The organism is Janthinobacterium aquaticum, assembly GCF_009208565.1.
GTDB lineage: Bacteria > Pseudomonadota > Gammaproteobacteria > Burkholderiales > Burkholderiaceae_D > Janthinobacterium.
In genome coordinates, this window is the sequence record NZ_WFLK01000004.1 from 302,645 (window position 1) to 317,389 (window position 14,745).

10 protein-coding genes are annotated in these 14,745 nt (G+C 61.0%); 5 read left to right on the top strand and 5 right to left on the bottom strand.

Features of this window, described 5'->3' with window-relative positions; all coding sequences use genetic code 11:
* The first annotated feature begins 91 nt into the window (after nucleotides 1–91).
* Both GCM43_RS09145 and GCM43_RS09150 read left to right on the top strand, forming a co-directional pair.
* Nucleotides 92–1,270: an HlyD family secretion protein gene (locus GCM43_RS09145; protein WP_226929413.1), complete on the top strand. Its 1,179-nt coding sequence runs from the start codon at nucleotides 92–94 to the stop codon at nucleotides 1,268–1,270.
* A gap of 31 nt (nucleotides 1,271–1,301) precedes the next feature.
* On the top strand, nucleotides 1,302–3,437 hold the full coding sequence (locus tag GCM43_RS09150; RefSeq protein ID WP_152243397.1) for a peptidase domain-containing ABC transporter: 2,136 nt from the start codon (nucleotides 1,302–1,304) through the stop codon (nucleotides 3,435–3,437).
* 6 nt (nucleotides 3,438–3,443) lie between these two features.
* Here the strand turns inward: GCM43_RS09150 and GCM43_RS09155 are convergent, their stop codons facing one another.
* The 4 genes from GCM43_RS09155 to folD all read right to left on the bottom strand — a co-directional run bounded on the left by GCM43_RS09155 (nucleotide 3,444) and on the right by folD (nucleotide 7,435).
* The gene (locus GCM43_RS09155; protein ID WP_152243399.1) at nucleotides 3,444–3,911 is read right to left on the bottom strand and encodes a hypothetical protein; all 468 of its coding nucleotides are present in this window, start codon (nucleotides 3,909–3,911) and stop codon (nucleotides 3,444–3,446) included.
* Nucleotides 3,908–4,333: a DNA polymerase III subunit chi gene (locus tag GCM43_RS09160; RefSeq protein ID WP_152243667.1), complete on the bottom strand. Its 426-nt coding sequence runs from the start codon at nucleotides 4,331–4,333 to the stop codon at nucleotides 3,908–3,910. Before GCM43_RS09160 ends, GCM43_RS09155 begins: the two co-directional genes overlap by 4 nt.
* A gap of 17 nt (nucleotides 4,334–4,350) precedes the next feature.
* Nucleotides 4,351–6,426 carry a M3 family metallopeptidase gene (locus GCM43_RS09165; protein WP_152243401.1) on the bottom strand — a complete coding sequence of 692 codons (2,076 nt, stop codon included), beginning with the start codon at nucleotides 6,424–6,426 and terminating at the stop codon, nucleotides 4,351–4,353.
* 163 nt (nucleotides 6,427–6,589) lie between these two features.
* Nucleotides 6,590–7,435 (bottom strand): bifunctional methylenetetrahydrofolate dehydrogenase/methenyltetrahydrofolate cyclohydrolase FolD, encoded by an 846-nt coding sequence (folD, locus tag GCM43_RS09170; RefSeq protein ID WP_152243403.1) that lies wholly within the window; start codon nucleotides 7,433–7,435, stop codon nucleotides 6,590–6,592.
* Between the two features lie 291 nt (nucleotides 7,436–7,726).
* Between folD and aceE the strand changes: the two genes are divergently transcribed.
* The 3 genes from aceE to lpdA all read left to right on the top strand — a co-directional run bounded on the left by aceE (nucleotide 7,727) and on the right by lpdA (nucleotide 13,974).
* Nucleotides 7,727–10,423, top strand: coding sequence for a pyruvate dehydrogenase (acetyl-transferring), homodimeric type (gene aceE / locus GCM43_RS09175; RefSeq protein WP_152243405.1), 2,697 nt, complete (start codon nucleotides 7,727–7,729; stop codon nucleotides 10,421–10,423).
* Between the two features lie 71 nt (nucleotides 10,424–10,494).
* Nucleotides 10,495–12,168, top strand: coding sequence for a dihydrolipoyllysine-residue acetyltransferase (aceF, locus tag GCM43_RS09180; protein WP_152243407.1), 1,674 nt, complete (start codon nucleotides 10,495–10,497; stop codon nucleotides 12,166–12,168).
* Nucleotides 12,169–12,177: 9 nt separating this feature from the next.
* Entirely contained in the window at nucleotides 12,178–13,974 is a 1,797-nt protein-coding gene (gene lpdA / locus GCM43_RS09185) for a dihydrolipoyl dehydrogenase (RefSeq protein ID WP_152243409.1), read from the top strand.
* Between the two features lie 65 nt (nucleotides 13,975–14,039).
* Here lpdA and GCM43_RS09190 read toward each other — a convergent pair whose 3' ends face one another.
* On the bottom strand, nucleotides 14,040–14,684 hold the full coding sequence (locus tag GCM43_RS09190) for a hypothetical protein (RefSeq protein ID WP_152243411.1): 645 nt from the start codon (nucleotides 14,682–14,684) through the stop codon (nucleotides 14,040–14,042).
* Nucleotides 14,685–14,745 lie beyond the last annotated feature (61 nt).

Below are 14,745 nucleotides of genomic sequence, written 5' to 3' on the forward strand. Positions count from 1 at the left end.
TCCTATTCAATCCTCTCGACTTTTGTTTCGAAAGCAAGTAGTTGATTTTATGGGTGATAGACAGTACGGAACTGTGATACTGACACGCTCTATGAGCCATGTGTTCCTGACCCTGCTGTTCTTGGGCATCGCGCTGGCCATCATTGCTTTCTTTATTCTTTTCAGCACCACTCGCAAAGCGCAGTCGCAAGGCGTGCTGCTGCCGACCAGCGGCGTGATTCGCGTCATACCGGGCCAATCCGGGGTAATTACCCAAACGCGCGTAAAAGAAGGCCAGACCGTACGCGCCGGAGAGGTGCTGTTCGTGCTGTCGGGTGAGCGCAGCAGCGCCAATGCCGGTGCGCCGCAGCAAGTGGTGTCGACCTTGCTGAAAAGCCGGCGCGACAGTTATGACGCGGAGCTGAAACAATCGAGCCTGCAATCGCGCCAGCGCATGGCGGCTGGGCAGCGCCGTGCCAGCGACCTCATAACCGAGATTGCCCGCATGGACGACCAGATCGTGCTGCAGCAGCGCCGCATTACCCTAGCTGAACAATCGTATAAGCGCTATAGCGACCTGCATGCCACCAATTACATTTCGTCGGCCCAATTGCAGGACAAGCAGGCTGAGCTGCTGGACCAGCATCAGCGTCTGGCTGAACTGCAACGTATCAAGTCGGCCAGCGGGCGCGACCTGGCCACCGCCGAGGCCGATGTGCGCGACCTGCAGGTGCAGGCCCAGCGCGACGCGGAAAACCTGCAGCGCAATGTATCGGCCATCGAACAGGATCTGACGGAAAACGAGGCGCGCCGCGAGATACTGGTGCGCGCGGCGCAGAACGGCAAGATCACCGCAATCACTACCGAAATCGGCCAGACGGTGGCGGCCAACAGCGTACTGGCCTCGGTATTGCCGATGGGTGCCGAATTGGAAGCGGAAATCTATGCGCCATCGCGCTCGGTCGGCTTTATCAAGCCGGGCATGCAGGTGCTGCTGCGCTACCAGGCGTATCCGTACCAGAAATTCGGCCAGTATCCAGCGCAGGTGCGCGAAGTAGCCAGCACCTCGCTGCGGCCGGAAGACCTGGCCGTGCCGGGTGCCGTCAGCGGCACCAATGGCGAACCTCTGTACCGCATTCGCCTGCGCCTGCAGCGCCAGAGCGTGCAGGCCTATGGCGAAACGCTGCCTTTGAAGTCCGGCATGCTGGTCGACGCCAGCGTGCTGCTGGAACAGCGCCGCCTGTATGAATGGGTGCTTGAACCGCTGTTCAGTATTTCCGGACGCCTGTAAGCCTTTCATTCTCCTTTTTTGGTTGCGCCTGATGAATCTACCTTCTCTTGCCCATTTGTCCTTCTGGCGCAGCAATCGCCTGCCCGTGCTGCTGCAAACGGAAGCGGCCGAATGCGGCCTGGCCAGCTTGTGCATGGTGGCCAGTTACTGGGGCCACCAGATTGATATTTCCAGCATGCGCCGGCGCTTTTCGGTGTCGTTGAAAGGCGTGACCCTGAAAGGCCTGATGGCGATGGCACAGGGCCTGGCGCTGCATACGCGGCCGCTGAAACTCGACATGCAGCATCTGCCCGAGCTGAAACTGCCGGCGATTTTGCACTGGGACCTGAACCATTTCGTGGTGCTACGCTCGGTCTCCGGCAGCCATGCTGTGATCCACGATCCGGCCGTTGGCGAGCGTCGCCTCCCACTGGCGGAGGTGGCGAAGCATTTTACTGGCGTGGCGCTGGAACTGACGCCGACCGCCGCATTCAAGAGGGTCGAGGAAAAGCAGCAGTTCTCCCTGCTGTCGCTGATGGGCCGGGTGGTGGGCCTGAAGCGCGGGCTGCTGCAACTGCTGGTGCTGGGCCTGGCCCTGCAAGTGTGCGCGCTGGTGGCGCCGTTTTATATGCAGTGGTTGGTCGATGAAGCGCTGCTGGCGGCCGACCGCGACCTGATTACGGTGCTCGGTTGCGGCTTTTTGCTGCTGGTGCTGATACAGACAGCGATTGGTGCCGTGCGCTCGTGGATCACCACCGTGCTGGCGACGAATTTAAACCTGCAATGGCTGGGAAACGCGTTTGCGCACCTTTTAAAGTTGCCGCTGCCGTACTTCGAGAAGCGCCACACGGGCGACATCGTCTCGCGCTTCAATTCGATCCAGACCATGCAGCGCAGCATGACGACGCAATTTGTCGAAGGCGCGATCGACGGCGTGCTGGTGCTGGCCACCTTGGGCATGATGCTGATCTACAGCCCACTGCTGGCCGGCGTGGCCTGTATCGCCGTGGTGCTGTATGTGTTGCTGCGCTGGGCCATCTTCAAGGCGCTGCGCGAAGCGACCGCCGAACAGATTATCCACGCGGCCAAGCAGCAGACACACTTCCTGGAATCGGTGCGGGGCATCCAGAGCATCCGCCTGTTCGGCCGCAATGAAGAACGCCGCGCCAGTTGGATGAATGCGCTGGCCGACCAGTTCAACGCCGACCTGCGCATCGCCCGTTTGTCGGTGTCGTACCAGACTGCCAATACATTTTTATTCAGCGCCGAACGTGTCATCATTATCTGGATGGCCGCGCTGGCAGTGCTCGACAACCGTTTTTCGGTCGGCATGCTGTTCGCGTTTATCAGCTACAAGGACCAGTTCAGCCAGCGCATGGCCAGCCTGGTCGACAAATTGTTTGAGTTGCGCATGCTGCGCCTGTATGGCGAACGGGTGGCCGATATCGTGTTGACCCGCGCTGAAGAAGACAGCAACGATGTGGAAATCGACGTCGAGCATATTTCGCCCTCAATCGAGATCCGCAACCTGGCGTTCCGCTACGCCGACAGCGAACCATATGTGCTGAGCGGATTGAACCTCACGATACCGGCCGGCCAGGGTATTGCTGTGACCGGCCCGTCCGGCTGCGGCAAGACCACCCTGATGAAACTGCTGCTGGGTTTGCTGGAGCCGACCGAAGGCGAGATCCTGATCGGTGGCGTGACCCTGGCTAATCTGGGTATGAAGAACTATCGGCAACTGCTCGGCACCGTGATGCAGGAAGACGGTCTGTTCGCCGGCTCGATCGCCGACAATATCAGCTTCTTTGCGCCGTCGCCGAACCAGCAGCAAGTGCAGGCCTGCGCGCAACTGGCGGCCGTGCACGTGGAAATTGCCGCCATGCCGATGGGTTTCAATACCCTGGTGGGCGATATCGGCAGCGGCCTGTCGGGTGGCCAGAAACAGCGCATCCTGCTGGCCCGTGCGCTGTACTGCAATCCGAAACTGCTGGTACTGGACGAAGCGACCAGTCACTTGGATGTATGGAACGAGCAGGCGGTGAATGCGGCGATTCAAAAGATCCAGCTGACGCGCGTGATTGTCGCGCATCGTCCGGAAACCATCGCCATGGCGCAGCGGGTGGTAGTGCTGCACCAGGGCAAGGTGGTACAGGATGTAATGCAGGAAGTAAAGGAAGCTGCTTAGCCTGGATCAGTGTTGCGGCGGATGCAAATGCCCCAGTTCATGGCTGACCGCATGCGCCACGATCTGCTCGAGCGATTGTTGCAGGTCCTCGCGCAGTGCTCCCCGCATGCCGATCAGGGCGTTTTGCAGAGCTGTTTGCAAAACGTGGGCAATGCGCTCTTCGAGCAGATGGTCGATCTTGCCCTGTACCTGGTGCAGGATGCGCTGGGTCAGGCGCGCTTCGATGGCCTCCCAGTCGGGCTCGATGGCAACCGGCGATGGCGCGGGGTGAGTGTTTGTTTCTACCCCGACTGCAAACCCTGAGGGTGGACCCTCAGGGTCCGACCCCGGCATTTCGCCGTCGGGTTGGATCTGAAACATGCCGGGCTTGGTGGTATCAGGCTTCGACGCAGGTATTTCTGCGGCCAGCTCCTCCCGTTCCGACAGCACCTCGGTCAGCAGCGGTATGCCATGGTCGAACGGCTGTGTCGTCATGCTTTGCCTACTACAAAGTGCGTCGGCGCCAGCTTGGCCTGGCGGTAATGGATAAAGCGCTGGCGGCCGGCCTGGGCGTCGGCTTCATCCTGCGAGACGATTTCAAATACGCGCTGGAACTGGTCGTAGTTGGCCGGCATGGCCAGCGACAGGTTAACCAGGATATCGTGATGCGGCAGTGCGCTGTCTTCGCTGTGGGTCAGGATGACCGGCGTATGCGCGGCCAGCGGGTCGCCGGCCAGCACGTGGGGCACGAAGTCGGTCGGCGACAGCGTCCACAGGGCGGCATTGAGCGCGTCGAGCTGGGCGCTGTCTGCCGCCAGCAGCACCACCTTGTTGCCAGCCATATAGGCCTTGCGCGCCAGACGGCAGGCGTAGGCCAGCTTGTCGGGCACATTGGTATGAAAGTCGACGCGCGTCATGTCAGTCATGCCGGCTTTCAGGCGGCCATGCCGCTGTGGCGCAGCAGGGCGTCAATCGACGGTTCGCGGCCACGGAAGGCGGTAAAGGACTCGAGTGCCGGGCGTGAACCACCCATGGCCAGGATTTCCTGCTGGAAGCGCTTGCCTGTTTCGGCCGAAATCGTGCCACCGCTCATCGCTGCTGCCTCCTCGAAGGCGGCATAGGCGTCGGCCGACAGCACTTCGGCCCATTTGTAGCTGTAGTAGCCGGCCGCATAGCCGCCGGCAAAGATATGGCCAAACGAGTTCTGAAAGCGGTTGTAGGCCGGTGGCGTCAGCACGGCAAACTGGCTCCGTACGTCGTCGATCAGTTGCTGCACGCTTTGCGTGCCGGCAGGGTCGTAGTCGTAATGCAGATGCATGTCGAGCAGCGAAAACTCCACCTGGCGCAGCGTCTGCATGCCGGACTGAAAGTTCTTGGCGGCCAGCATCTTGTCGTACAGCGCGCGCGGCAGCGGCTCGCCGGTGACGGCATGCGCCGTCATATGCTGCAGCACATCCCATTCCCAGCAGAAGTTTTCCATAAACTGCGATGGCAGTTCGACCGCATCCCATTCCACGCCGGCAATGCCCGACACGCTGATTTCGTCCACCTGCGTCAGCATATGGTGCAGGCCGTGGCCGAATTCATGGAAAAGGGTAATGACTTCGTCGTGGGTAAACAACGCCGGCTGCTTCTGGCCATCGACTACGGCTGGCTCGGTGAAGTTGCAGGTCAGATAGGCTACCGGCGTTTGCAGCTGGCCCTGGTGACGGCGGCGTCCACGTGCATCGTCCATCCAGGCGCCGCCGCGCTTGCCGGTACGCGCATACAGGTCCAGATAGAACTGGCCGACCAGTTCGCCGTCGCGCTCGATGCGGTAGAAGCGTACGTCCGGATGCCAGGTGCTGGCGGTGTCTGGTGTGATGGACACCGAGAACAGCTGCTGCACCAGGCGGAACAGGCCGTCAATGACCTTGTGTTCAGGGAAATACTGTTTGACTTCCTGCGCCGAGAACGCATAGCGGCGTTCCTGCAGTTTTTCCGACGCGTAGGGCACATCCCAGGCCTTGAGTTCGTCCAGGCCCAGTTCCTCTTTGGCAAACGCGCGCAGTTCGGCCAGGTCCTGTTCGGCGTAAGGACGGGCGCGGCGCGCCAGGTCCTCCAGAAAACCGATCACCTGTTCCGGGCTTTGCGCCATCTTCGGCACCAGCGACACTTCCGCGTAGTTGCGGTAGCCGAGCAGGACCGCTTCCTCATGGCGCAGCGCGAGCAACTTGACGATATTGGCGCTGTTGTCCCATTCATCCTTCTTGCTGAAGCCGGCGCCCAGTTCGGACGCCTTGGTGACGTTGGCGTGGTAGACTTTTTCACGCAGCTGGCGGTTGTCGGCAAACTGCAGGATCGGGTAAAAGGACGGGAAGTGCAGCGAGAACTGGTAGCCTTCTTTGCCGTCCTTTTCCGCGCTGTTGCGCGCGGCCTGTTTGACGTCGTCGGGCAGGCCGGCCAGTTCCAGCTCGTCGGTCACCAGCAGCTTGTAATCATTGGTGGCGTCAAGCACGTTTTCGGAAAAGCGCGTGGAGACGGCCGCCTGTTCTTCCTGGATCGCGCCGAAGCGCTCTTTCTTGTCGTCGGGCAGCTCGGCGCCGCCCAGGCGAAAGCCGCGCAGTGCGTGTTCGATAATGGTCTTGCGTTCTGGCGACAGGGCGGCAAATTCGTCGCTGGCGCGTAACTGCTTGAACTTGCCGAACAGTGCCTCGTTCTGGCCCAGTTCGGTCCAGAATTCGGTGACCTTGGGTTGATTCTCGTTAAAGGCGGCGCGCAACTCGGGGGTGTCGACCACACTGCTGAGGTGCCCGACAATGCTCCAGGCGCGGCCCAGGGTCTCGCTGATTTCATCTTGCGGCGCAACAAAACTATCCCAGCTGACCGGCGTTTCCGGCGCAGCCAGCTGCGCTACCGTCGCGCGCGCCTGGGCCAGCAGGGTATCGATGGCCGGCGTGACATGCTCGGCAGTAATCGCATCGAAGCGTGGCAGTGCGGAAAAGTCCAGCAGGGGATTGTTGCTTGTCATCAGCGAGATTCCTTATTGATAATATTTCATTTCAGAGTGCCTGAAAAACGTTCAGGGCAAGGCGCATCGACGAAGACAGTACTAGACTGTACTATGAGTACGGCGAGGCGGATGCAACGCAGCCATGGACGCGCAGGCGCTCCACGATTTCTCAGGTGCTCTTTTAGATGCGTTCGGCCGCTTCAACTGTATTCATCAGCAGCATCGTGATGGTCATCGGACCGACACCGCCCGGCACCGGCGTAATATGCGACGCCACTTCCTTGATGGCCTCGAAGTCCACGTCGCCGCACAGCTTGTTGTTGTCGTCGCGGTTCATGCCCACGTCGATCACGATCGCGCCCGGCTTGACCATGTCGGCTGTCAGTGTATTGCGACGGCCCACGGCGGCGACCACCACATCGGCCTGGCGCGTATAGAGGCCCAGGTCCGGTGTCGCACTATGACAGATGGTGACGGTAGCGTTCGCTTGCAAGAGCAAAAGCGCCATCGGCTTGCCGACGGTATTGCTGCGGCCGATCACCACCGCATGCTTGCCGCGCAGGTCCACACCCGTGCTTTCGATCAGTTTCATGCAGCCATACGGCGTGCAAGGGCGAAAGCCCGGCAGGCCGGTCATCAGTTCGCCGGCGCTCAGCACCGAGTAGCCATCGACGTCCTTGGTGGTGGCGATTGCCTCGATCACCTTGGCTGGATTGATATGTTTCGGCAACGGCATCTGTACCAGGATGCCGTGGATGGCCGGATCGGCATTGAGGCTGGCAATGCGTGCCAGCAGGTCCGCTTCCGACAGGTCGGCTTCGTATTTTTCCAGCACCGAATGAAAGCCCACGTCACCGCACGCCTTGACCTTGTTGCGCACATACACCTGGCTGGCCGGATCTTCCCCGACCAGTATCACGGCCAGACCGGGCTGGGTGCCCTTGGCGGTCAGGGCGGCGGCGCGTGCGGCGATCTCGCTGCGCAGTTTTTGGGAGAGGGCGATTCCGTCGATTAGTTGTGCTGGCATGGTGGGAGCTGGAAGCTGGTAGAGGGAAAAGCCAGATTATAAAGCCGCAAGGCCAAAGCCGGCGATTTTGCGCTTCTGCCAGCCTTAATTTCTTAATGGAATTTGCGGCAGTGCAGCATAATTTTCATAGGGTAATTTCATAATATGAAATGCTATATCATAGTTTGAAAAAGACTGAAACGCTGTTAGAATCTCCACACAAATTGACCTTAATAGTAAATAATCAGCGAAATACCGTCCGACAGCGATCCGGAAAATCGGCGTGGGGCGCTCACTAAGGAGACTCAACAGATGTCAGATCAACTGAACCCGGTAACGACCCAGATCGCTGCCGATCCGGATATGCAGGAAACCAAGGAGTGGCTGGACGCACTCGAAGCCGTACTGGAAAATGAAGGTCCGGAACGCGCGCATTACCTGATGGAACGACTGGTTGACCTGGCACGCCGCCGTGGCGCCCAGATTCCGTTCTCCAGCACCACCGCCTACGTCAACACCATTCCTACCAAACAAGAAGCACACTGCCCGGGCAACCTGGAATACGAAGAGCGCCTGCGCTCGTGGATGCGCTGGAACGCCATGGCCATGGTGGTCAAGGCCAACCGCGCCGACGGTGACCTAGGTGGCCACTTGTCCTCGTTCGCCTCGCTGGCCAACATGCTGGGCATTGGCTTCAACCATTTCTGGCACGCACCGACCGCCGACCATGGCGGCGACCTGCTGTACATCCAAGGTCACTCCTCGCCAGGCGTCTACGCGCGCGCGTTCCTGGAAGGTCGCCTGTCGGAAGAGCAGATGCTGAACTTCCGCAAGGAAGTCGATGGCAAGGGCCTGTCGTCGTACCCGCATCCGAAGCTGATGCCGGACTTCTGGCAGTTCCCGACCGTGTCGATGGGCCTGGGCCCGCACATGGCAATCTACCAGGCGCGCTTCCTGAAATACCTGCACGCACGCGGCATTGCCAAGACCGACAACCGCAAGGTCTGGGCCTTCTGTGGCGACGGCGAGATGGACGAGCCGGAGTCGCTGGGCGCGATCGGCCTGGCCGCACGCGACATGCTCGACAACCTGGTGATCGTGGTCAACTGCAACCTGCAGCGCCTGGACGGCCCGGTACGCGGCAACACCAAGATCATCCAGGAGCTGGAAGGCGAATTCCGTGGCGCCGGCTGGAACGTGGTCAAAGTCATCTGGGGCCCGGGCTGGGACGCCCTGCTGGCACAGGACAAGGACGGCATCCTGCAACAGGTAATGATGGAAACCGTCGACGGCGAATACCAGAACTACAAAGCCAAGGACGGCGCCTACGTGCGCAAGCACTTCTTCGGCAAGCATCCGAAGCTGCTCGAAATGGTCGCCAACATGAGCGACGACGACATCTGGCGCCTGACCCGTGGCGGCCACGATCCGCACAAAATCTACGCAGCGTTCAAGGTTGCGCAGGAAACCAAAGGCCAGCCGACCGTGCTGCTGGTGAAAACCGTCAAGGGCTACGGCATGGGCAAATCGGGTGAAGCGCGCAACACCGCTCACCAGACCAAAAAGCTCGACGACGAAGCGATCAAGGAAATGCGCGACCGCTTCTCGCTGCCGATTGCCGACGACAAACTGGCCGATATTCCATTCTTCAAGCCAGCCGACGACGCGCCGGAAATGATCTACCTGCAAGAGCGCCGCAAGGCCCTGGGTGGCTACCTGCCGTCGCGCCGCCAGAAGGCCGAAGAAACCCTGCCGGTGCCAGCACTGGACGTGTTCAAGAACGTGCTTGACGCAACCCCTGAAGGCCGTGAAATCTCGACCACGCAGGCGTTTGTTCGCGTGATCTCGACGCTGCTGAAAGACCCGAACCTGGGCCAGCGCGTGGTGCCTATCCTGGTTGATGAATCGCGTACCTTCGGCATGGAAGGCCTGTTCCGCCAGATCGGTATCTACAATCCGCGCGGCCAGCTCTACGAGCCAGTCGACAAGGACCAGGTGATGTACTACCGCGAAGACAAGGCCGGCCAGATCCTGCAAGAGGGCATCAACGAAGCAGGCGGCATGAGCTCGTGGATTGCGGCGGCAACGTCGTACTCGACCAACGATCGCATCATGATCCCGTTCTACACCTTCTACTCGATGTTCGGCTTCCAGCGCATCGGCGACCAGGTGTGGGCTTCGGCCGACATGCGCGCACGCGGCTTCCTGATGGGCGGCACCGCCGGCCGTACCACGCTTAACGGCGAAGGCCTGCAGCACGAAGATGGCCACAGCCATATTTTTGCCGCCACCATCCCGACCTGCATGCCGTACGATCCGACCTTCAGCCATGAAGTTGCCGTGATTATCCAGGACGGCCTGCGCCGCATGATCGCCAACCAGGAAGATGTGTTCTACTACATCACGATCATGAACGAGAACTACGCCCAGCCAGGCCTGATCCCGGGCACGGAAGAGGGCATCCTGAAAGGCATGTACAAGCTGCAGGAAGGTTCGGCGGACGCCAAGCTGCGCGTGCAGCTGATCGGTTGCGGCACCATCCTGCGCGAATCGATTTTTGCCGCCGAATTGCTCCAGAACGACTGGGGCGTGGCCGCTGACGTCTGGTCGGCCCCTTCGTTGACGCTGGTGGCCCGCGATGGCCAGGATGCAGAGCGCTGGAACATGGTCAACCCGACCCAGGAACAGCGCGTGCCATACGTGACGTCGCTGCTGCAGGACACCGATGGCCCGATCGTCGCCACCACCGACTACATGCGCGCGTTTGCAGAACAGATCCGCGCCTTCATGCCGAAGGGCCGCACCTACAAAGTGCTGGGCACCGATGGCTTTGGCCGCTCGGACAGCCGCGCCAAGCTGCGCGAGTTCTTCGAAGTGAACCGTTATTACGTCACCGTGGCCGCGTTGAAATCGCTGGCTGACGAAGGCAAGATCGACGTGTCCATCGTCGAGCAGGCGATCGTCAAGTACGGCATCGACGCCAACAAACCGAATCCGGTGACCCAGTAATCATCAGTCATCGTTGATGGATCCCGGCCCTGGCCGGGGTCCATCCGACATATAAAATAACGGAGCAAGCTATGAGCATTGTGGAAGTCAAAGTCCCGGATATCGGCGATTTCAAGGAAGTCGAGATTATTGAACTGATGGTCAAGGTTGGCGACACGGTCAAGGTCGACCAGTCGCTGATCACGGTTGAGTCCGACAAGGCCAGCATGGAAATTCCATCGAGCCACGCCGGCGTGGTCAAGGAACTGAAAGTGAACGTCGGCGACAAGATCGCCGAAGGCTCGCTGGTACTGGTGCTGGAAACGGCCGGCGACGCTGCTGCGCCAGCGGCTGACGCTGCGCCAGCCGCCGCCACTGCTGCACCTGCCGCACCTGCTGCGGCCCCTGCAGCTGCAGTCCCGGCAGCCCCGGCTGCTGCCGCCGGCCCGGTCGAAGTGACCGTACCCGATATCGGCGACTTCAAGGAAGTCGAAGTCATCGAGCTGATGGTCAAGGTAGGCGACACCATCAAGGTCGACCAGTCGCTGCTGACGGTCGAATCGGACAAGGCCAGCATGGAAATCCCATCGAGCCATGCCGGTGTGGTCAAAGAAATCAAGGTCAAGGTCGGCGACAAGGTAGCCAAGGGCAGCCTGGTGCTGATCGTGGAAAGCACGGGCGGCGCTGCTGCGCCTGCCGCTGCACCGGCAGCCGCCCCAGCGCAAGCTGCGGCAGCTCCGGCTGCGGCGACCGCGTCGGCACCCGCGCCTGCAGCGGCCCCTGCGGCAGCTCCAGCCGCTGCTGCCCCTGCCGTCAGCGGCAAGCTGGCCCACGCTTCGCCATCGATCCGCAAATTTGCGCGCGAACTGGGCGTGGAGCTGGCCGGTGTCGGTGGGTCCGGTCCGAAAGGCCGCATCACCCAGCAGGACGTGCAGAACTTCGTCAAGGGCGTGATGTCCGGTTCCATCGCTTCGCCGGGCGCAGCCAGTGCACCGGCCGCCAAGGGCGGTTCGGGTGTTGGCCTGGACCTGCTGCCATGGCCGTCGCTGGACTTTGCCAAGTTCGGCGCCACCGAACTGCTGCCGCTGTCGCGCATCAAGAAAATCTCGGGTCCGAACCTGCACCGCAACTGGGTGATGATCCCGCACGTGACGCAGTTCGACGAAGCCGACGTGACCGACCTGGAAGCATTCCGCGTCGATACCAACGCTGCCAACGCCAAGAACAAGGATGCCGCCAAGCTGACCATGCTGGCCTTCGTGATCAAGGCATCGGTTGCCGCGCTGAAGAAATTCCCGGCGTTCAATTCGTCGCTCGACGCCAAGGGCGAAAACCTGATCCTCAAGCAGTACTACAACATCGGCTTTGCAGCCGACACGCCGAATGGCCTGGTGGTACCGGTGATCAAGAACGCCGACCAGAAATCGGTCTCGCAGATCGCCCGCGAGATGACCGAACTGTCGCTGCAGGCACGTGAAGGCAAGCTGAAACCGGCCGACATGCAGGGCGCCAGCTTTACCATTTCGTCGCTGGGCGGCATCGGCGGCACGCATTTCACGCCGATCGTCAATGCACCGGAAGTGGCCATCCTGGGTCTGTCGAAAGCCTCGATCAAGCCGGTATGGGATGGCAAGGCCTTCCAGCCGCGTCTGATGATGGGCACCTCGCTGTCCTACGATCACCGCGTGGTCGATGGCGCCATGGGCGCGCGATTCTCGGTCTACCTCGGCGAAGTGCTGGCCGACATGCGCAAAATTCTGCTGTAAGGAGCCACTATGAGCACAGAGGTAAAGGTACCGAATATTGGCGACTTCAAGGAAGTCGAAGTGATCGAAGTGATGGTCAAGGTGGGTGACACCATCAAGGTCGACCAGTCGCTGATCACGGTGGAATCCGACAAGGCCAGCATGGAAATTCCGTCGACCCACGCTGGCGTGGTCAAGGAAGTCAAGGTCAAGGTCGGCGACAAGATCGCCGAAGGCAGCGCGCTGCTGGTAGTGGAGGCGTCGGAAGGCGCCGCTGCGGCCGCTCCTGCGGCACCGGCCGCTGCTCCTGCAGCAGCCCCGGCGGCGGCCGCACCTGCTGCCCCTGCTGCCGCGCCGGCAGCACCGGCTGCCATCGTCCCGGCTGGCAACTACAGCGGTCATGTCGATGTCGATTGCGACATGATGGTGCTGGGCGGTGGTCCTGGCGGCTATTCGGCAGCGTTCCGCGCAGCCGACCTGGGCCTGAACACGGTCATCGTCGAGCGCTACGAGACGCTGGGCGGCGTATGCCTGAACGTCGGCTGCATTCCGTCCAAAGCGCTGCTGCACGTGGCGTCGGTGATCGATGAAACGTCGCACATGGGCAATACCGGCGTGACGTTTGCCAAGCCGACCATCGATATCGACCAGGTCCGCAGCTACAAGGAAGGCGTGATCAAGAACATGACCGGCGGCCTGGCCGGCATGGCCAAGGCACGCAAGACGCAAGTGGTCAACGGCGTCGGCCAGTTCCTGTCGGCCAACCATATTGAAGTGACGGCAAAAGACGGCAGCAAGAAAGTGGTGCAGTTCAAGCAGGCAATCATCGCTGCCGGCTCGTCGGTGGTCAAGCTGCCGTTCGTGCCGGAAGATCCGCGCATCGTCGACTCGACCGGTGCACTGGAACTGCGCCAGATTCCAAAGCGCATGCTGGTCATCGGCGGCGGCATTATCGGCCTGGAAATGGCTACCGTCTATTCGACCTTCGGTGCGCGCATCGATGTGGTCGAGATGATGGACGGCCTGATGCAGGGCGCCGACCGCGATGCGGTCAAGGTCTGGCAGAAGTACAACGAGAAGCGCTTCGACAACATCATGACCAAGACCAAAACGGTCGGCGTGGAAGCGCTGCCCGAAGGCATCAAGGTCACGTTTGAAGCGGCCGAAGCCGGTGCTGCCGCGCCTGCGCCGCAAGTGTACGACCTGGTGCTGGTGGCCGTCGGTCGCAGCCCGAACGGCAAGAAGATCGCTGCCGACAAGGCTGGCGTGCAGGTGACCGACCGTGGCTTTATCAACGTCGACAGCCAGATGCGCACCAACGTGCCGAACATCTTCGCCATTGGCGATCTGGTGGGCCAGCCGATGCTGGCGCACAAGGCCGTGCATGAAGGCCATGTGGCTGCCGAGGCAGCCGCAGGCCAGAAATCGCACTTCGACGTCAAGGTGATTCCATCGGTGGCTTACACCGATCCGGAAGTGGCATGGGCCGGCATTACCGAAGACGAAGCCAAGGCCAAGGGCATCAAGGTCGAGAAGGGCCACTTCCCGTGGGCAGCTTCCGGCCGCGCCGTGGCCAATGGCCGCGCCGAAGGTTTTACCAAGCTGCTGTTCGATGCTGAAACGCACCGTATCATCGGCGGCACCATTGTCGGCACGCATGCCGGCGACATGATCGGTGAAATCGCGCTGGCCATCGAAATGGGCTGCGACGGCACCGACATTGGCAAGACCATCCATCCTCACCCGACGCTGGGCGAGTCGATCGGCATGGCTGCTGAAGTGTATGAAGGCGTCTGCACCGACCTGCCACCACCGCGCAAGCGTTGATGCCGGTTTTGTAGACAACAAAAAACCCGCAAGCGATTGCGGGTTTTTTTATGGCTGGCTACCACTCATGCACGCCGGCGCTTTTTGTTTTCCCCTTCCTCCAGCGACGCCGAAGCCGAACCGGCCAGCAGGATCAGGTAGCCGTTCAGTTCCAGGATTTCTTCCATAAAGGCCGAGTTCGCGGGCGACACCGAGGCAAATTTCTCCTTGTCGAACGGCCAGCCGGCTGCCATGAAGACGGCCGCGCACAGGGCGCACAGAATCACTGGCGTGGCCAGCAGCGCGCGGCGTGCCGCCCATACGCGCCGGATATGCTTGGCAAAGTAGACCAGGTAGACCACCCACAGGCTCCAGCCGATGGCGCGCACCGTGTGTTCGGTCCAGGCCCAGAAATGCTGGCCCGGCGCATCGAGTTCGCGAATTTCCAGCTCGCGCAGGAAAAACGAGTACATCAGCAGCGACAGGCCGCTGTGCAGCAGGAAGGCCACGCTGCCGCGTTCGAGCTTGCTGGCGCGCCAGCCATGGATCAGGCAGGCCAGCAGCAGGGCGGCAGCCTGGGCATTTTCCATCAGATGGTTTTCATCGGCCAGATGCGGATCGGACTGGAAACCGATCCAGCAGGCTATCGACATCAGCACCAGCGACACCGCCCATATGGCGATCTTGCGTCCCGGCCGGCTGGCGGGAATTCCTATGGTATCGAGGATCATAAATAGCTCAGGCAATATTGAAGAGTCAGCAACTATACACCTATGTACTGTTCACACATCG